This window comes from Vibrio sp. B172a (assembly GCF_030248355.1).
Taxonomy (GTDB): Bacteria; Pseudomonadota; Gammaproteobacteria; order Enterobacterales; family Vibrionaceae; genus Vibrio; species Vibrio owensii.
In genome coordinates, this window is sequence record NZ_JAHGAC010000011.1 from 1 (window position 1) to 17,876 (window position 17,876).

At 45.3% G+C, this 17,876-nt stretch carries 14 protein-coding genes, 1 tRNA gene and 1 other RNA gene; 11 read left to right on the plus strand and 5 right to left on the minus strand.

Annotated elements, in window-relative coordinates; genetic code table 11:
• Positions 1 to 51: 51 nt before the first annotated feature.
• Positions 52 to 136 (minus strand) — tRNA-Tyr (locus tag KIT90_RS13300).
• 282 nt (positions 137 to 418) lie between these two features.
• Here KIT90_RS13300 and KIT90_RS13305 point away from each other — a divergent pair.
• Together KIT90_RS13305 and vmeF are read left to right on the plus strand one after the other, a co-directional pair.
• Positions 419 to 1,516 (plus strand): efflux RND transporter periplasmic adaptor subunit, encoded by a 1,098-nt coding sequence (locus tag KIT90_RS13305; protein WP_027726604.1) that lies wholly within the window; start codon positions 419 to 421, stop codon positions 1,514 to 1,516.
• Positions 1,516 to 4,629 carry a multidrug efflux RND transporter permease subunit VmeF gene (gene vmeF, locus KIT90_RS13310; RefSeq protein WP_285377063.1) on the plus strand — a complete coding sequence of 1,038 codons (3,114 nt, stop codon included), beginning with the start codon at positions 1,516 to 1,518 and terminating at the stop codon, positions 4,627 to 4,629. Before KIT90_RS13305 ends, vmeF begins: the two co-directional genes overlap by 1 nt.
• 89 nt (positions 4,630 to 4,718) lie before the next feature.
• On the opposite strand, the gene KIT90_RS13315 is transcribed toward vmeF, so the two are convergent.
• Positions 4,719 to 5,294 (minus strand): porin family protein, encoded by a 576-nt coding sequence (locus tag KIT90_RS13315; protein ID WP_285377064.1) that lies wholly within the window; start codon positions 5,292 to 5,294, stop codon positions 4,719 to 4,721.
• A gap of 202 nt (positions 5,295 to 5,496) precedes the next feature.
• Between KIT90_RS13315 and KIT90_RS13320 the strand changes: the two genes are divergently transcribed.
• Complete coding sequence (locus tag KIT90_RS13320) at positions 5,497 to 5,814, plus strand: DUF1244 domain-containing protein (protein ID WP_039841519.1); 318 nt, start codon at positions 5,497 to 5,499, stop codon at positions 5,812 to 5,814.
• Positions 5,815 to 5,887: 73 nt separating this feature from the next.
• On the opposite strand, the gene KIT90_RS13325 is transcribed toward KIT90_RS13320, so the two are convergent.
• Complete coding sequence (locus tag KIT90_RS13325) at positions 5,888 to 6,982, minus strand: PLP-dependent cysteine synthase family protein (RefSeq protein ID WP_285377065.1); 1,095 nt, start codon at positions 6,980 to 6,982, stop codon at positions 5,888 to 5,890.
• 145 nt (positions 6,983 to 7,127) lie between these two features.
• Between KIT90_RS13325 and KIT90_RS13330 the strand changes: the two genes are divergently transcribed.
• Complete coding sequence (locus KIT90_RS13330; protein ID WP_020195052.1) at positions 7,128 to 7,595, plus strand: Lrp/AsnC family transcriptional regulator; 468 nt, start codon at positions 7,128 to 7,130, stop codon at positions 7,593 to 7,595.
• 57 nt (positions 7,596 to 7,652) lie between these two features.
• Here KIT90_RS13330 and tesB read toward each other — a convergent pair whose 3' ends face one another.
• Positions 7,653 to 8,513: an acyl-CoA thioesterase II gene (tesB, locus tag KIT90_RS13335; protein ID WP_039841523.1), complete on the minus strand. Its 861-nt coding sequence runs from the start codon at positions 8,511 to 8,513 to the stop codon at positions 7,653 to 7,655.
• Positions 8,514 to 8,680: 167 nt separating this feature from the next.
• On the opposite strand from tesB, the gene KIT90_RS13340 reads away from it, so the two are divergent.
• On the plus strand, positions 8,681 to 9,115 hold the full coding sequence (locus KIT90_RS13340) for a YbaY family lipoprotein (RefSeq protein WP_005437540.1): 435 nt from the start codon (positions 8,681 to 8,683) through the stop codon (positions 9,113 to 9,115).
• 37 nt (positions 9,116 to 9,152) lie between these two features.
• On the opposite strand, the gene KIT90_RS13345 is transcribed toward KIT90_RS13340, so the two are convergent.
• On the minus strand, positions 9,153 to 9,455 hold the full coding sequence (locus KIT90_RS13345; RefSeq protein WP_005446629.1) for a DNA base-flipping protein: 303 nt from the start codon (positions 9,453 to 9,455) through the stop codon (positions 9,153 to 9,155).
• Positions 9,456 to 9,727: 272 nt separating this feature from the next.
• Between KIT90_RS13345 and KIT90_RS13350 the strand changes: the two genes are divergently transcribed.
• The 6 genes from KIT90_RS13350 to gmtX all read left to right on the plus strand — a co-directional run bounded on the left by KIT90_RS13350 (position 9,728) and on the right by gmtX (position 17,767).
• Entirely contained in the window at positions 9,728 to 10,471 is a 744-nt protein-coding gene (locus KIT90_RS13350) for a hypothetical protein (RefSeq protein ID WP_005437538.1), read from the plus strand.
• A 172-nt stretch (positions 10,472 to 10,643) separates the two neighbouring features.
• A complete protein-coding gene (locus KIT90_RS13355) occupies positions 10,644 to 12,641 on the plus strand; it encodes a GGDEF domain-containing protein (protein ID WP_045412781.1) in 1,998 nt (665 codons plus the stop codon).
• Positions 12,642 to 12,783: 142 nt separating this feature from the next.
• Positions 12,784 to 12,880, plus strand: an RNA gene (ffs, locus tag KIT90_RS13360) — signal recognition particle sRNA small type.
• Positions 12,881 to 13,046: 166 nt separating this feature from the next.
• The gene (gene gmtY / locus KIT90_RS13365; RefSeq protein WP_285377066.1) at positions 13,047 to 14,510 is read left to right on the plus strand and encodes a gamma-mobile-trio recombinase GmtY; all 1,464 of its coding nucleotides are present in this window, start codon (positions 13,047 to 13,049) and stop codon (positions 14,508 to 14,510) included.
• 7 nt (positions 14,511 to 14,517) lie between these two features.
• A complete protein-coding gene (locus KIT90_RS13370; RefSeq protein ID WP_285377067.1) occupies positions 14,518 to 17,109 on the plus strand; it encodes an integrase family protein in 2,592 nt (863 codons plus the stop codon).
• Positions 17,102 to 17,767, plus strand: a complete 666-nt coding sequence (gene gmtX / locus KIT90_RS13375; RefSeq protein WP_285377068.1) for a gamma-mobile-trio protein GmtX — start codon at positions 17,102 to 17,104, stop codon at positions 17,765 to 17,767. The genes KIT90_RS13370 and gmtX overlap by 8 nt, the downstream gene beginning before the upstream one ends.
• The last annotated feature ends 109 nt before the right edge of the window (positions 17,768 to 17,876 follow it).

Here is a 17,876-nt window from a genome sequence, read left to right on the forward strand (position 1 = left end):
CCTAGCTTCCAAGTTGTTCTTATGTTCAAAGGAAAAACACAAGAAAGAATATGGTGGAGGGGGACGGATTCGAACCATCGAAGGCAGTGCCGGCAGATTTACAGTCTGCTCCCTTTGGCCACTCGGGAACCCCTCCAGGGTATTTTTATACTTAAGATTGTTTTCCCAACACATCTCTCAAGTGCGGAGCGCATCATAGCAAACTCGCTCAGGCTGTAAAGCGTTTTTCTTACGTTTTTACGTTGAATGCTGCCTTTTTGGGCAAAGATGGTAGAAAGTCAGCGTTTTGTATGTCGTTTATACAAAAGAGAAACTGACTTTTTACTTGAATTTACACTACTTGACGTTAGGCGTCGTATCAACTGATAAACTGTATTCAGTTTAATGACATAAGTTTATCTGATTAGTAGTCAAAATTATGAGTATGAGAGCCACTTTATCTGTTTTAACGCTTTCTATTTTAATGGCATCACCAGCCGCTTTTGCAGCCAAACGTGGTCCATCAACAGTTACGGTGGTAACTGAGCAAGTAGAGACGCATCAAATCAACCAGTCTTTGTCACTGATCGGCAAGCTTGAAGCTGCCCAATCGGTTGTTGTTGCTTCTGAGGTCGCAGGCAAGGTCAAAGAGATCGCCGTAAAAGCCAACCAAAACGTTCAACAAGACCAACTTCTTATTCTATTAAATGACGATAAAGCGCAAGCTGCATTAGTAGAAGCAAAAGCTTACCTAAAAGATGAGCAACGTAAGTTAAAAGAGTTTCAGCGTTTGGTTAAACGTAACGCCATCACTCAAACAGAAATCGATGCACAAAAAGCGAGTGTAGAGATTGCCGAAGCACGTCTTGATGCATCAAAAGCCAACTTAGCGGACCTAAATATCAGTGCACCTTTTGCCGGCACCGTTGGTTTCATCGATTTCAGCCGAGGAAAAATGGTGAGTGCAGGTTCTGAACTGCTGACTCTGGATGACCTTTCTGTCATGGAGTTGGATCTGCAAGTACCAGAGCGTTACCTGTCGATGCTGTCTGTCGGTATGGAAGTTCACGCGACGACCAGTGCTTGGAACGGTGTTGATTTCGTCGGAAAAGTAACCGGTATCGATACTCGCATCAGTGCAGAGACTTTGAATCTACGTATTCGTATTGAATTCGACAATCCAGAAAATCATCTCAAGCCGGGTATGCTTATGAATGCGTCTTTGGCATTCCCTGCAATTGAAGCGCCAATTATCCCAGTTCAAGCGCTGGAATACTCAGGTACTAAGCGTTTCGTGTACGTTATTGATGAAGACAACAAAGCTAAGCGTCAAGAAGTGTTCTTGGGTGCTCGTGTTGATAATGAAGTAGTGATTGAATCTGGCGTAGAGATCGGTGACAAGATCGTCGTGCAAGGCATTGTGAACATGCGTGATGGTGTTGAAGTCAAAGAGATCGTCGCTCCAGGAAAAGCGAAAACCGCTAAGGCAAGTGGTGAGCAGGGCACGCAAGACGAAGCGGCTAAGGAAGCGAACTAATGTTACTTTCTGACGTTTCCGTAAAGCGCCCCGTTGCGGCGTTGGTATTAAGCATGCTGCTGTGTGTATTCGGCTTTGTGTCGTTTACAAAACTAGCAGTGCGCGAAATGCCAGACATCGAAAGCCCAGTTGTATCGATCAGCACTCGTTACGAAGGCGCTTCTGCAACCATCATTGAAAGCCAAATTACTTCAGTATTGGAAGACCAACTTTCGGGTATCAGTGGTATTGATGAAATCAGTTCCACTACTCGAAACAGTATGTCGCGCATCACCATCACCTTTGAATTGGGTTATGACCTTAATACGGGCGTAAGTGATGTTCGTGATGCGGTGGCTCGTGCTCAACGTTCATTACCGGACGAAGCCGACGATCCTGTGGTCTTTAAGAACAACGGTTCGGGTGAAGCTTCCCTCTATATTAACCTTAGCTCGTCTGAAATGGACCGAACCCAGCTAACAGACTACGCGGAACGTGTTCTGATGGACCGTTTCAGTCTGATCTCTGGTGTAAGTTCTATCGATCTGTCTGGTGGCCTTTACAAAGTAATGTATGTGAAGCTTAAACCAGACCTGATGGCGGGTCGCTCGGTTACAGCATCTGACATTACAGCCGCTCTGCGAAGTGAAAACTTAGAAAGCCCGGGTGGTGAAGTACGTAACGACTCAACCGTGATGTCGGTGAGAACCGCGCGTACTTACAACACGCCAGAAGATTTCCAATACCTTGTCGTGAAACGCGCAAGTGATAACACGCCTATCTACCTAAAAGATGTGGCGGATGTGTTTATCGGCGCAGAAAACGAAAACTCGACGTTTAAGAGTGATGGTGTGGTTAACATCAGCTTAGGTGTGGTGCCTCAGTCTGATGCAAACCCGTTAGAAGTGGCACAAGCTGTTCGCTCCGAAGTCGATAAGATTCAGAAGTTCCTGCCTGACGGGACTCGTCTAGCGATTGATTATGACGCTACCGTTTTTATCGAACGTTCGATTGACGAGGTTTACAGTACCCTCTTTATTACGGGTGGTTTGGTAATTCTGGTTCTGTACATCTTTATCGGTCAGGCGCGTGCGACCCTTATTCCGGCGGTGACTGTACCCGTTTCACTGATTTCCTCGTTCATTGCGGCTTACTACTTTGGCTTTTCTATCAACTTGATTACTTTGATGGCACTGATCTTGTCTATCGGTCTGGTTGTGGACGATGCGATCGTAGTAGTAGAGAATATCTTCCACCATATTGAGCGTGGTGAATCACCATTATTGGCCGCTTACAAAGGTACGCGAGAAGTAGGCTTCGCGGTTATCGCAACAACGCTTGTCCTTGTGATGGTATTCCTACCGATTTCCTTCATGGATGGCATGGTAGGCTTGCTGTTTACCGAGTTCTCTGTATTGCTGGCAATGTCAGTGATCTTCTCCTCACTGATTGCTCTGACACTGACTCCTGTTCTAGGCAGTCAGATTCTAAAAGCGAATGTGAAACCAAACCGATTTAATCGAGCGGTTGATAAATTGTTCGCCAAGTTAGAATCGGGTTACCGCAAAGCACTGCGCGGCGCGTTGAAAGTTCGCTGGGCGGCACCTTTGGTTATCGTTGCGTGTATGGGCGGCAGCTATGGCTTGATGAATCAAGTACCTGCACAGTTAACTCCGCAAGAAGACCGTGGTGTTATCTTTGCCTTTGTTCGTGGTGCAGATGCAACGTCATACAACCGTATGTCTGCAAACATGGACATCGTAGAAGACCGTTTAATGCCGTTGTTGGGCCAAGGCTTTTTGAAGTCGTTCAGTATCCAAACCCCAGCTTTCGGTGGCCAAGCAGGTGACCAAACGGGCTTCGTTATCATGATTCTGGAGGATTGGAACGAACGTGACGTTACCGCGCAAGAAGCGTTGAATGAAGTGCGTAAGTCACTGGCCGGTATTCCTGACGTTCGTGTCTTCCCATTCATGCCAGGTTTCCGTGGTGGATCGAGTGAGCCAGTTCAGTTCGTGCTTGGTGGATCGGACTATGATGAGCTTTTGGTCTGGGCAGAAATGCTTAAGAATAAGGCCGAAGAATCACCAATGATGGAAGGCGCGGAGATCGATTACTCCGAGAAAACACCTGAGCTGTTGGTGTCAGTAGATAAGCGCCGTGCAGCTGAACTTGGCGTGAGTGTACAAGACATCTCTGAAACACTGGAAATCATGCTTGGCGGTAAGAGTGAAACGACTTACATCGACCGTGGTGAAGAATATGACGTTTACCTGCGTGGTGATGAAAACAGCTTCAATAATGCGGCAGATCTAAGCCAAATTTACTTGCGAACCACAAGTGGTGAGCTGGTGACATTGGACACGGTGACCAAGATTGAAGAAGTCGCGGCATCGATTCGTTTGTCTCACTATAACAAGCAAAAGTCGATCACTATTACGGCTAACTTATCGGAAGGTTATACCTTAGGGGATGCACTCGATTTCCTAGATCAAGAAGCGATTGATAGCTTACCGGGTGATATTTCAGTGAGCTACTCTGGTGAGTCAAAAGACTTTAAAGAGAACCAAGCTAGCGTAGCGGTCGTGTTCGCATTAGCTCTTTTGGTGGCGTACTTAGTACTCGCAGCGCAGTTCGAAAGCTTCGTTAACCCGCTGGTGGTGATGTTCACCGTACCGATGGGCGTATTTGGTGGCTTCCTTGGTTTGGTTGTGATGAGCCAAGGGATGAACATCTACAGCCAGATCGGCATGATCATGTTGATCGGTATGGTAACCAAGAATGGTATCTTGATCGTTGAGTTTGCTAACCAGTTACGTGACCGTGGTATCGAGTTTGAAAAAGCGATCACAGATGCGGCAGCACGTCGTCTACGCCCAATCATGATGACGGCATTTACGACGCTGGCTGGTGCGATTCCGCTGATCATGTCGACGGGCGCGGGCTATGAAAGCCGTGTGGCAGTAGGTACGGTCATCTTCTTCGGTATGGGCTTCGCGACGCTAGTCACCTTGTTCGTTATCCCTGCAATGTACCGATTGATTTCTGCGAAGACGCGTTCACCTGGTCATGTTGAAGCGGAGCTTAATAAAGCGCTTAGCCATGACACTAAGGGACGTATCGCACACCCTTAATCGAACTCTAAAACACAAAAGCCGAGGCAATGACCTCGGCTTTTCTTTGTCTTCAATTCTAGGTTTAAAGCCAGAATTGAAGCGTGCGATTAGAAGCGTTTACCCAAGCTCACTTGCACGCCTTCATAACTGTCGTAGAAGTCATCAAAACCCATGTCGGCGACGTTGTAAATGTATTCAGCACGTAGCCAGATATCTTTACTCATATCCCAATGGATACCTGCACCGATGTTGAATAGCGCGCCAGAATCATCTGTGACTTTTTGTTCGTTTGGAACATACATTTCAGCTTGAGTGCCAAGAGCGGTTACGCGGCCAAATAGTGACAGTGGCGTATCACCTAAGTTATCACTGGTTACAACCGCAGACATACCAGCTTGGTAATAGTGAAGGTCTAAGTCAGTTTTTAGAGCATCATTCTTAAGTTCATTTTGTGAATAACGCAGTACCCCTTCAAATGCGAGGTATTGGTTTACATGGTAACCCCAGCCAACCGTAATGTGAGGTGTCGACCAGCCACTGTCGCGATCAGAACCAAAATTCGGTGTATCAAAGCCCACATTACCTGTACCTAGGTATAAATAAGATTGGTGGGTTTGCTCTTGAGTGGCGAAAGTTGGCAGACTCATGGTCAATGCAGATAATAATAGGATGGCGTTTTTCATAACTTGGCGATAACCTTTGTGAAAGACCGTTTTTAGAATTAGTATTAATTTAATCAATAAGATAACTGGCAGTTATCATATCAGTCTTTTGGGTGAGTGCGTGGTTTTAGAGGGAAATTTGTTGTAATGGCGCAAATTTTAGACTCATCAGGCTCACTCATTTCTATGCTATGAACTGCGAGATAATTAAAAGGAAAGTAAAGTGGCTGAATTCAAATACAAAAATCTATCCCAAGAAGAGCAAGACAAACTGGACGCAGCGACGTTTCGCCGTTTGTTAGCGCATTTGGATGCAAACAAAGACGTGCAAAACATTGATCTTATGATCCTTGCTGGTTTCTGTCGTAACTGTTTCAGCAAATGGTACAAGGCAGAAGCGGAAGACCTTGGTGTGGATATCGACATCGATGATGCTCGTGAGCGTGTTTACGGCATGACTTACGATGAGTGGAAACAAAACCACCAACCAAAAGCGACACCAGAGCAGTTGGCTGCATTTGAGGCACGTCAGAAAAAGTAACGCTTCTCAGAGCAAAGATAATAAAAAACAGCCCGCTGAATGAGCGGGCTGTTTTTGTATGTGAAGTCTGATTTTATTCAGTGATTGGACCGCAGCATGCTGGCTCAACGCAGCCTTTCGACTGAATAATTTCAAGCTGTGCTAAGTAAGGTTGAATGTCACCGATGTTCTCTTTTACCCACTCTGTGTTGTAGTAAGTGTCTAGGTAACGTTCACCTGAATCACAAAGTAGTGTCACGATAGAACCAGTCTCACCACGTTGCTTCATTTCACACGCTAGCTGAAGTACGCCATATAGGTTAGTACCTGTCGATGCGCCAACTTTACGACCGATCAAACCAGACAACCAATGCGCCGTTGCAACACTCGCAGCATCAGGGATCTTGCGCATTTCGTCTACGACACCAGCGATGAAGCTTGGCTCCACACGTGGGCGGCCGATGCCTTCGATCTTACTGCCGTTTTCGCCTTTGATATCTGCATTACCAGATTGGAAGTAGTCGTAGAATACTGAGTTATCAGGATCAACCACACACAGTTTTGTGTCGTATTTTTGGTAACGGATAAAGCGACCAATCGTTGCAGATGTACCGCCAGTACCTGGGCTCATCACAACCCAACTTGGGATCGGGTGATCTTCTAGCTCCATTTGGCTAAAGATAGAGTTCGCAATGTTGTTGTTACCACGCCAGTCCGTGGCGCGCTCAGCGTAAGTAAATTGGTCCATGTAGTGACCGTTTAGCTCTTTCGCTAGGCGACGAGACTCATCGTAAATTTGGTCTGAACGGTCAACAAGGTGCGCTTTACCGCCGTAGAATTCGATTTGTTCAATTTTCTTGCGTGCTGTGGTTTTTGGCATTACTGCGATAAACGGTAAGCCAAGTAGACGCGCGAAGTACGCTTCAGAAACCGCTGTACTGCCTGATGATGCTTCGATCACCGTGGTTTCTGGACCAACCCAACCATTACAAATCGCGTAAAGGAAAAGCGAACGTGCTAAACGGTGCTTCAATGAGCCCGTTGGATGCGTGCTTTCATCTTTTAGGTAGATGTCGATGCCTTCCAAAGAAGGTAGGTCTAATTTGAATAGGTGAGTATCTGCTGAACGTTGAAAGTCTGCTTCGATTTTGCGTACAGCATTGTTGATCCAGTTGTGGTCAGTACACATAACGTGACTCCTCGAAAATCTGTAGGGTAGTTGTTTTTGTCTATAGGGATAATCTACCTATAACCTTAGAGAAAAACTTTGCTATTATTGTTCTGTTATTCATCAATGGTAGAAAAGTTTTCTCTAAATTAGGAAAATGCTAGGAATGAGCTTAGATAAAATCGACAGGCAGTTACTTTCTTTCCTCCAAAACGACGGAACCTTGTCTCTAAATGACTTGGCCGAGCGAGTGAACCTGACTACTACGCCCTGCTGGAAGCGTTTAAAAAAGCTAGAAGATGAAGGCTATATCGAAAAGCGCGTGGCGTTGTTGAGCGCAGAAAAGCTCGATTTGTCGTTTATTGCGTTTGTGCAACTTAAGACCAGTGACCATTCAGAAGGTTGGTATCACCACTTTGTGACCACGGTAAGTGATTTTCCTGAAGTGATGGAGTTCTATCGTATGGCGGGGGAGTACGACTACATGATGAAGGTTGTGGTCAAAGACATGAAGTGCTTTGACGAGTTCTACAAGCGATTGGTGAACAGTGTAAGAGGGCTATCCAACGTTACTTCGACCTTTGCGATGGAGCCAATCAAGTATACAACTGAGTTGCCTATTTACGGTGCCTAACCCGAATCAAAAAAGGAGTGCATCGGCACTCCTTTTTTGATTGAACATCGCGATGGCTTATTTGGTAAAGCGCATCACGCCTTCTTGAACTGCGGTCGCAACAAGGTGGCCTTGCTGGTTGTAAATCTCACCACGAACCAAACCACGCGTATTGCTTGCTGTTGGGCTTTCGATGGCATACAGCAACCATTCATCCATCTTAAATGGACGGTGGAACCAGATAGAGTGGTCGATGGTTGCCACTTGGAAGTTTGGTGTCATCAACGATACTTCGTGTGGGTGTAATGCGGTGATCAGAAAGCCCCAGTCCGACGCATAAGCGAGTAGGTATTGGTGAATCAACTGATTATCTGGCATCTCACCGTTGGCACGAATCCACAAATATTGTTTCGCTTCGGTTTTCTTCGGCTTCAGTGGGTTAACGATGTTTACCGGACGTGTTTCAATTGGCTTCTCGCCGCAGAACGTTTTACGTAGTTTCTCTGGCAAAAATTCCGCAATGTGGCTTGCTAGTTCCGTCTCAGAAGGGAAGTTCTCTGGCCCAGGAATGTCTGGCATGGTGTTTTGGTGATCAAACCCCGGAGCGTCACCATGATAAGAAGCGGTCAGGTAGAAAATCGGACGACCGTTCTGAATTGCCTTCACGCGGCGAGTACTAAAGCTACGGCCATCACGCAGGTTTTCGACATCGTAAATGATCGGCTTTTCAGGATCGCCAGGGTATAGGAAGTAACTGTGAAATGAATGTACAGTACGTGCGTCTTCTACCGTGTATCGCGCGGCAGATAGTGCTTGTCCAATAACCTGACCACCATAAACTTGAGGTAAACCTAGGTTCTCGCTTTGTCCGCGGAACAAGCCTTCTTCTAGTTTTTCGAGTTGTAGTAGGCTGAGCAATTCTCTTAATGGTTTACTCATGATGTCTCCTCACCTTATTTTTATTGCTGCTTCAATTATGAAACAAAATCAACTGTTTGGTAATTTCTAACTTAGTCAAACTATTGTCAAATCGCTAAACGTACAGCAGACAGTTTAATAATCTCCCTCTATACTTAGCGCGAAATGATACACCCGTTGAGGAAACTATGAAAAAAACACTACTACTTGTTACTTCTTTACTATTCGGTGCTGCACTAGTGGGTTGCCAAACTTCTCAAAACACAGAAATGGAATCGGCTGAGGCGTCTATGAAGACAATTACAGGTACAGTGGCTTACCGTGAGCGTATCGCACTGCCTCCACACGCAGTAGTAACGGTTGCACTTGAAGACGTTTCTCTGGCGGATGCTCCAGCTAAAGTTCTTGCTAAACAAACATTCGAAACTGAAGGTAAGCAAGTACCTTTGGCATTTGAACTAAGCTACAACAGCAACGACATTAAACCTAACCATCGTTACAGCTTGCGTGCTCGTATTGAGGTTGATGGTAAGTTGCGTTTTATCAATGATACTAGCATCCCAGTGATTACGGACGCAGAGCAAACACACGAAGCAAACATTCGTCTAGTTGGCACGCGTTAATTGCTACCGGCAATGTAAACCTATTAAAAATGGCAGCTTAAGGCTGCCATTTGTATTTTCTGAGTGAGACTTTTCCGATCTCAGACACTTCAATCCCTTCTGCTTCAAGCTTTTGCTTTTGTCTTTCTAGGTCTCGACCTTTTAATGAAATCTTGCCTTGACTGTTAATGACTCGAAACCAAGGCAGTTTACTGCCCTCCGGCAGATTACCTAGCGCTTTACCTACGTGCCTTGCGTAACCAGGGTAGCCCGCCATTTTTGCTATTTCACCATACGTAGAAACCCGCCCTGTGGGAATTTGGTGAATTACAGCAAAGATTTGCATCAAAAATTGGTCCATACTGAAAGTGTCCACTGTTGTTTACCAAGGAATGGTAATACACAAGACTTGTACTTCGCTATCAGTTCTTGCTCCTTAACATCATTTGCCGCTCGTCCGTACCTACCATTTTTCCGTGTTCCTTTTTTGAGCTGTAATTGATTACCAGAGTAAGTTGGAAATACAAAAACAGGCTTATGCTTAGTTTATAAATAGACCCGCTCAACGACTTTTAATGCCCAGTTTGACATGCCGTTGAGTTACCAAGTTGGTTGGGGAAGCCAGGAGGCGCTATGATTTTTTCGACACTTCAATTTCTTGTTACGACTCTTCTTGCCGTGGTGTGCGCTCGTGCCATCAGTTTGAGCGAAGGAGAGATTCCGGTTCTCGCCTTAATGATTCCCGCATTGTGGATACTGCCACAAGGTGGCCTTGCAGGTCTGATTCTGCTCGGTGCCATGACCGTTTATGGCGTCACCTTATCGATGCAGCCGATTGCGCTGTCTGTCGGTATCCTGATCCTTTTCCCATTACTCATGGTGGTGTTCTCTCGTCGGAGTTCGTTGGGCGTGTTGCTGACTGCTGGTCTAATTGTTCTCACGTTACAAGTAGGCATTATGGTCACGCAGGAGGGAGGTAAGCTAGGAGGTTCCGCTTGGCTAACCGCTGTGCAAACCTTATCGGTGATTGTGATGTGGTGGTCTGCCAATCATTGGAAACCATCGGAAAAGCATGCTTGGTGGTCTTTGTTGTTGTTACTGCCTTTATGGCTAGCGGATTTGCCGTATGCGGTGCTTGTAGCATTAAGCATCACAGGTATTTTGGCGTCGATGGAAGCGCTGACTAAGATTAAAAATTCATTGCGCTGGGGTAAATTGCTTTGTTGGACCTTACCAACCGTTGGCTTTGCCGCTTTGGTCGTTAGCCCCAATATCGAAGTTCCTAACCCTGTTTTTGTTGTGTGGATATGCTTACTGGGCACCGCTTGGATGACGGACTACATCTTACGTAGTAGTGATGAGCAAGCCGAGTTATAAAATAGTTGTAGCTGCACTGAGTAAATAGTGACCCGTGCGGCAGACTATTGATTTGTTTATGAAATAATAGGCCGGATGTTATATGTTCGGCCTTTCATATTTATTGTGCATTTAATAATAAAAATTCAATCTTAGCCCCTATATAAAGTGGGCCTTTTTAGAAACGTTAGTCATGGTTAAAGTAGTTCAAAGGCTGTTGGTTTTTGCTTGCTTTCTATTGAGTCTGAGTCTCAAAGCAGAACCAGAACAAGTCTCTCATTATAAGGTGGCGACAGAGGCGGATGATGTCGTTACGCGTGTCCTGTTTGACGCGGTGGCAGAGAACTTTGGTGTCTCAATTCAGTATGTTAATTACTCGAGTTTTGATGCGATTTTAGATTCTGTCGCCCGTGGTGAAAGTGATTTTGCCGCCAACATCACCTACACCCCAGAAAGGGCAAAGCTGTTTAGTTACTCGCGTCCCACCAACATTGAATACACCTACCTGTATGGTTTAAGTGATACGATTTTGAGTGATGCGACCGTCGTTGGTGTCCCACAAGACACCATCTACGAAGCGTTACTTGAACAATATTATCCTGAGTTGATTCAGGTGCCTTACCAAGGGCATGAAGAGGCGGTATCGCTGTTACGTTCTAGACAAGTAGATGGCGTTGTCGATGCCATCAATCAACTCAAACCAATGTTACTTGAAGGCTTTGATGCCAAGCTGCTTAATGACCACATCTCAATAAAGCCAGTATCGATTGTTAGCCAAAAGGGAACCCACCTTGAAGAACTGTCTCGATTTGCTGATTTTATCCATAGCGAAGCAGTGCAGAAGTTACTTCGAGAGAAGGTGGCTTTGTACCAATTTGAGTTGAGACAAACCGCATTACGTGAGTCTATCAAGCAACTTCCTATCGATTTAGAAAAGCCGTTTACCATCAAGTTTGAATCTATCTTTCCTTATGTAGTGTACAAAGAAGATGGTTCTGTTGAAGGAATGACGGCGGATATCGTCTTAAAGAGTTGTGAGATTTTGGCATTGAATTGCCAAGTGATCAGCAAACCAAACGAGAGCTGGGAATCTATGTATAACCAGTTTATCCAAGGTGAGTTCGATATGCTTGCTCCTTTAACGATTAGCCGCGAGCGACGTACGTTTAGCCACTTCCCTCAGCCTCATTACTACCCAACCTCCGTCATGGTTAAGCGCCTTGGCTACAAACCAAACGTGTATTCTCATGTCTCTCAGCTGATTTCTGAGCGTATTGGTGTGGTGAAAGATGACTTCTTCGATCAAATGCTCACACAAATGCTGCCATTAAAGGAACTCAATCGTTTTGATTCTCAGCAGTTGATGTTGGATGCCTTATTGGCGAGAGAGATTGATTACATTGCGATGGATACCGCAATGCTCAATCATTTCTTACGTTTGAGTGAGCTAATTCCCATCGAGCAAGACGATGCCATCGGAGAGTTTTACGAATCAGAACTGTCGGTTGGCTTAGCAACCAGTCAGCGCGGTGAGATTCTCGCCCCTTACTTTAGCCGCGCTATATCCATGTTGGACTTGGAAAAGATTGTTGCCCAATACGATTTGAGGCCAGACTGGCGCACTGCATTGGAATACGAAGTTCGGTTAGCAACTCAGACGCAAGCGGTATTTATTTTTGTGTTGGTGTTTGCGCTTGGTGTGACGCTGTATCTGTATCGCCAATCGAATACCGACAACTTAACCGGATTAAGAAATCGTCGCTCGCTGCAAGTGAAGTATCGACAAGGCGTGCCAAAAGACTTGGCTATCTTGTACCTCGATATCAATAAGTTTAAGCAAATCAACGATACTTATGGGCACAGAGCAGGGGATAAAGTACTGCAATTGCTTTCGCTAAAGATACATCGCGTTTGGGCAGGTAGAAGTTATCGTATTGGTGGTGATGAGTTTATCCTGCTGGGTTACCCGACAGAAACGCAGTTAACCAGAGCGATTGAAGAGCTAAGTGCCCTTGATGTAAAAGGTGAACATTTTGGTGATTTGAATCAGGTAACGATCTCTGTCGGTGTGTCGACTAAACGCGAGCGCAGCGTTAGCCTAGAGCAAGCATTGCATTTAGCGGATGAGGACATGTACTCAAGTAAGCAAGCCTCTCGCACAAGCGTTGAGCCAAACCCTTGCATGAGTTGACTTTAAAACGCTGAATTGACCGAGTTTTGTTCAAACAGAAATGAAATGGGCAAAATCGTCGCTTTAGCCCTTGCAATCCGAGAGGCGATGCTGAATAATCCTCACATCATTTGAGACGCGCTCTCAAAACAGAATTATGGGGCCCTGGTCCTCTCGCAACAATAGCTCGTGAACTCGGTCAGGTCCGGAAGGAAGCAGCCGCAGCGGGTGACTTGTGTGCCGGGATGTGGCTGGGGTCCCACCCTTTATGAAGCCTGCAATATATGTTATATCTATAGTAGATAAAACTATACTATAAGCGGTTCTAAGCCAGAGTAAGATTAGTTTCTCACTCTGGCTTTTTTGTTAGATTTATAGCTATAACTGTACTAAACCTACTAAAACTGATTTGTTCAAGATAGGTTTATGGTTGGGATCGTAAAAGTCACCGCTCAAATCAAAACGGATCATTCAGGCGCCGTTCTTGAAGTCCCGGTTTTGTTGACACATCAAGGGGTGTTTGAACCTCTGCTTGATTACATCCTCAGTCAATCTCATCGAAATAGTCTTCCTTGGATGAATCGCGTCGTGTTGTCCTGTCAGTTGCTTCTCGAATATATGGAAGCAAACAAAGGGTTGTTTTCTGAACCCAGTAAATTATTTCTCTCGTTTGTCCAAAAGCTGTCGATAGGAACCATTGGTAAGGATGGAAGCGATCCATCACAACTTTACTGGTTGCCCCGTTCGGTTTCTAACGTGAATCAGCTTCTCTCATCACTGAACGGTTTAACTGACTGGTTGGTGCTCCACAATCAAAGCCAGAGCATTAACCCATTTGAGCAAGCCACAAGTCATCAAGAACGTCTAAATTACGCCGCTTGGTTTAAAAGAAATCAGCATAACTTTCTTGGTCATATCAAAAATAACGCACTGACAGACATGCTCAAAAAAGTCAGAAAAGTGCGCGGAAAACAAGATGTACTGAAAGTTGATGGTGACGCCATTTCTTTCCCTGAAAACTTATTTAAGTCTTTTTTTATCGATGGTGCTGGCTCAGCAAGAGATGTGCGGGTTGCAGTGCGAGACCAATTGATTTTGTTATTGATGCACGGTGCAGGCGTCAGAGAAAGTGATGCCTTGCACTTGTGGATTGATGACGTTTTTCATGATCCTGAAAACAGCAATAGCGTGATTGTCAGGCTCTATCACCCAGAGGATGGGAAAGCACCAAACAATTGGCGAGGTCGAAAGCGACAAACAACGAGAGCGGCGTATTTAGCTGAGAAATATCATCTTAAACCACGCAATAAGCTAACAGGCACGGCGCGAGTTGGTTGGAAAAACAGAGTGGTAGATGACAGTGATAATTTCATTCATCTTCATTGGTTTCCTGCTTATTACGGTGAGCTGTTTGCAAAGCTGTGGCGGCAATATTTGCTGTACTTACTCCCACTTGAGCGAACTCATCCATACGCGTTTGTTAGCTTTTCAAAACATCATCTCGGCCAGTCATTGACGCTGAACGCGTTTAATCAAAGTTATAAAGCGGCGATGGCACGAATACAGCAAACCGTTTCTAAACCCACAGGTCGAACGCCACACGCTCACCGACATGCTTATGGGCGCCGGTTATCGAATGCAAAAGTCGACCCGTTACTGATCAAAAAAGCACTTCATCATGCTTCACTTTTATCGCAGTCGGTCTACACCCAACCGGGCATTAGAGATGTCACAGATGCGTGTGAAGAGGCAATGGCTCGCCTAGATAGGCAAGAGCACGCGATATTTCGGCAGGATGTCGAACTGAGTTGGAAAGAGATCATGGAAACGGGGTTTGAAGATATCGACCCTAATGGTTTGTTCGCTGGCAAATACCCTAAATTTCGATAGGTGATGGATGAAATCAACCGATTATGAATTTACTTGGTTCACGCGAAATAATGGCTCTGGTTGGGAGACTTGGCGTGAATTGGCGGCAACATGGTTGAATGAAAAGCAATACAGCATTGATCATAAACGACATGCATTAGCCCGTTTTCTGGAAGAGTATTTAGTACCTCTTTTCATTACAGATCCTGTCGAGTTGTTTGATATGGGGGCACAGGACTACAATCAGTTTCTAACAAAATTCGACTTATCAGAGCGTTACCGAGTTAGGCAAAACAATGAGGTTTGCACGTTTATCGACTGGGTATTGGAAACGTATTATTCTCAACCGGATGATAATGGTGATCCAGTGCCAATGTTTAAAAATCCGTTCCGCAAAGAAAGTAATCCAATTAATAATCAAGAAACGGTCTACAACACTCTACCTTTTTACTACATAAAAAAACTGCGGAAAATAATCTGTCCTACACAAAGAGGAAACTTTTCAGATTGGCGTTGGGCAATTGAACAATCCGGTTATTTTCTGGTAAATAGCAGACACAAGAGGGATTGGTTTATTGTCGATAAAGCGATGATAGACCCAAGTGATCACGACTGTGTTTGGCGTGAGGTCAAGCTTGATAAAGATCGTTCTATTCGAGTCAACGGTGTGCTAAAGCACTACAAAGCGGGGGAATCGCTTCATCTGATTTGGTCACCAGTGCGGGCAATGGTGCTGTACGTAAAGTTGCAATTGCCTCTGAGGACGTATCAAGTTCGGATGTTAGATTCTGGCGAAGCGGATACTTGGCGATATGAGCGTGGTCAATGGGTGCACAACAAGAAACACGATTTTGTTCAAGGCAATGAGAAGCGGCCATGGCAAAAAGGTGTAATGCACAGGATCGTTACGCCGGACATCGGCGATGTGATGACGGGCTTATACATCAATACCAACAAAACGGCCGATAGAAACAAAGATGAAATCACGCGAGGTTATGTCATCCCTTGGCAGAATGAAGATGTACTGTATTGGCTTGAAAAATTGCGCAACTGGCAAGAGAAGTACAATCCAATTAGTAAGCAGACTTCAATTTATGATTTAGACTACAAGCACTTTGGCAGCACCAAATCGCTAACGCAACGGGATGAGATTGGCAATATTTGTTTTCTTTTCCGCAATGCAGCCGCTCGAATTGAGCGAGAAATAGAACTTCCCATAACCGCTGGGTTTGTTAGTACCCTCTGGCTTGAATTGCTTAGTCAGCTAGAAGAGGATGTTTACAAAGTCGGTCACACCTTAACGGATGGTGGCAAAGTACATTTTGTTGATCCGAAGAATCCTCGTAAAGCACTGTTCCCACTTCATTCGCTGCGCGTTTCACTCATCACCTGTTATACCCTCGAAGGCGAAATTCCAACGCCCGTACTGTCAAAACTTTTGGTGGGACACAGCCGTTTCATCATGACGCTGCATTACACCAAAGTCAGTGCTGTGATGATGGCTCGAAAGATGAAGCAGGCCGAGGATAAGATCACCGAAAAAGGTCAAGAGAGTTTGCAAACATTCCTTGCCACTCAATCGATAGAAGAGATTGGACTACAGACTTCGTATCAAGATTTGGAAGCGTTGCAGAATATTTTCCGGGTTCGTAATCCGGCAGGCTGGCAAGAAAAAGCCATTGGGATCTGCTTAGCCGGAGGTAATACTCAGCCCTCAGCTGAGAACACGCCTATTCCAGGTTGTTGGAATGGCGGAGAGCGGCTAAAGCGAGCCAATCGAAATCAAGCGGATCTTTATGGTCCGGTGCCTCATGGCCTAGAAAACTGTGTTCGTTGCCGCTGGTTCATCACAGATCTAAGTTATCTCCGTGCCTTAACTGCGCATTTTAATAATCTCAGCTATCACGCCTCTGAGTCGGCCAAAATTGCGGCAGAGCTCGAGCAGCAGCAATCTCTACTACTTGATGAAGAATACTTTTGTGAAATCAATGGGCAAGCATTTACCAAATACCAAGATTTGCATGTACTTGAGCGCCGCCTTGAAAAGCAACAGAGCGATGCTGATGAATACGCGAAAGATCTCGTTGCATGCTTTCAGATCATCCGCAAACTATTAGCACTAGAAACGCAGCGAGAGGCTGGAGATGGCAAAGATAAAGTGGTGGCACTGGGCTCACCAGAAGACATTTCTCCTTTCTTCAGCTTTTTGGATACCGAGTCTGAATTTCGGCAACTGATTCAGATTTGTGATGATGCTGAGATCTATACCGATCTACGTGACGATCTTAGGAAAACCTCAGCCATCGCGCACCGCAGTAATAAGCTCAACGGCATGCTAATGAAATCAGGCTATATGCCGTTTTTGCTGCAGCTAGATGATGAAACCCAGTTGTTGGCTGGCAATGCCATGGTCAATGCAATGCTCAACGCTACAGGTGAACCTGATAGATACAAAGCAATGGCTCGAATAGCCAGCTATTTAGATGCAGAGGCATATCTGAAAGATGCAGGGCTACTTGAAGCAGGGGTAAAAGGTATTGAAGCCAAAACTGGCATCAACATTCTCAGGCTTGTCGATTTAACGAGTAAAAAAGCGAAGGGGCTAGAAGATAATGACTGAAATCATCCATCCAGACATTGTTCTTGAAGAGTTGTGTTCGCAAGCGACAACGCGCACAGAATCAGCATTGAGAACGCTTAATGCTGTACTGGCGAAGCAGAGCCAAATTGAACCATTGGATTTCTCCATCGCCACAATCGGGAAGTTGTCTAAAGCTCAGGGAGGCCCTACAACTCAGACTATTCGAAACCGAACAGGTAAGCATTTTCAGCAATTGATAGATGCATGGGCTGCGTATAGTGGCACGACGCGTAAGAAGCCCCTCTCGGTAAGGCAAAAACAACTGTTAAACAGCAATGATCAACACATACTCGATTCCATAGATGACCCCGTGATCCGTGCCGTAGTCGGCTCTTTGATTGCAGAGCGAAACAAATATCGTGACCAACTCAATGTACTCAAAGCCAACAGCGATATCGTTATCGACAGGACACTGCAAAAAAATCAATCCAACGCGCATCTAAATGATGAACGACAGCGCCCAGATAGCGCCATGACTCCATTAGAAGCAGAAGCTATTCGCGATGCCATTTCAGATGAAAAAATGCAGAAAATGGAATGGGTTGTGATGCCAACAGGGCAGGTGAAAGACAAAGATGGGCACGAGATCTACCGCAGAGGTTATGTACATGTGTTGAGCAAGTTGCTTGAGAAGTAGTGGTTTACTAAATTTGAAAAGATCAGAGGGGAAGTCGTCGTTGATTGAACTGATAATTTGCCTTGAACAAGCTAGAGTGAAATTGAACTCGGAGATAAAGAATGCGCCA

Coding starts and splice junctions, on each gene's coding strand:
- KIT90_RS13305 (WP_027726604.1), top strand. CDS start 419: ATGAGTATGAGAGCCACTTTATCTGTTTTAACGCTTTCTATTTTAATG.
- vmeF (WP_285377063.1), top strand. CDS start 1,516: ATGTTACTTTCTGACGTTTCCGTAAAGCGCCCCGTTGCGGCGTTGGTA.
- KIT90_RS13315 (WP_285377064.1), bottom strand. CDS start 5,294: ATGAAAAACGCCATCCTATTATTATCTGCATTGACCATGAGTCTGCCA.
- KIT90_RS13325 (WP_285377065.1), bottom strand. CDS start 6,982: ATGTGTACTGACCACAACTGGATCAACAATGCTGTACGCAAAATCGAA.
- KIT90_RS13330 (WP_020195052.1), top strand. CDS start 7,128: ATGAGCTTAGATAAAATCGACAGGCAGTTACTTTCTTTCCTCCAAAAC.
- tesB (WP_039841523.1), bottom strand. CDS start 8,513: ATGAGTAAACCATTAAGAGAATTGCTCAGCCTACTACAACTCGAAAAA.
- KIT90_RS13340 (WP_005437540.1), top strand. CDS start 8,681: ATGAAAAAAACACTACTACTTGTTACTTCTTTACTATTCGGTGCTGCA.
- KIT90_RS13345 (WP_005446629.1), bottom strand. CDS start 9,455: ATGGACCAATTTTTGATGCAAATCTTTGCTGTAATTCACCAAATTCCC.
- KIT90_RS13350 (WP_005437538.1), top strand. CDS start 9,728: ATGATTTTTTCGACACTTCAATTTCTTGTTACGACTCTTCTTGCCGTG.
- KIT90_RS13355 (WP_045412781.1), top strand. CDS start 10,644: ATGGTTAAAGTAGTTCAAAGGCTGTTGGTTTTTGCTTGCTTTCTATTG.
- gmtY (WP_285377066.1), top strand. CDS start 13,047: ATGGTTGGGATCGTAAAAGTCACCGCTCAAATCAAAACGGATCATTCA.
- KIT90_RS13370 (WP_285377067.1), top strand. CDS start 14,518: ATGAAATCAACCGATTATGAATTTACTTGGTTCACGCGAAATAATGGC.
- gmtX (WP_285377068.1), top strand. CDS start 17,102: ATGACTGAAATCATCCATCCAGACATTGTTCTTGAAGAGTTGTGTTCG.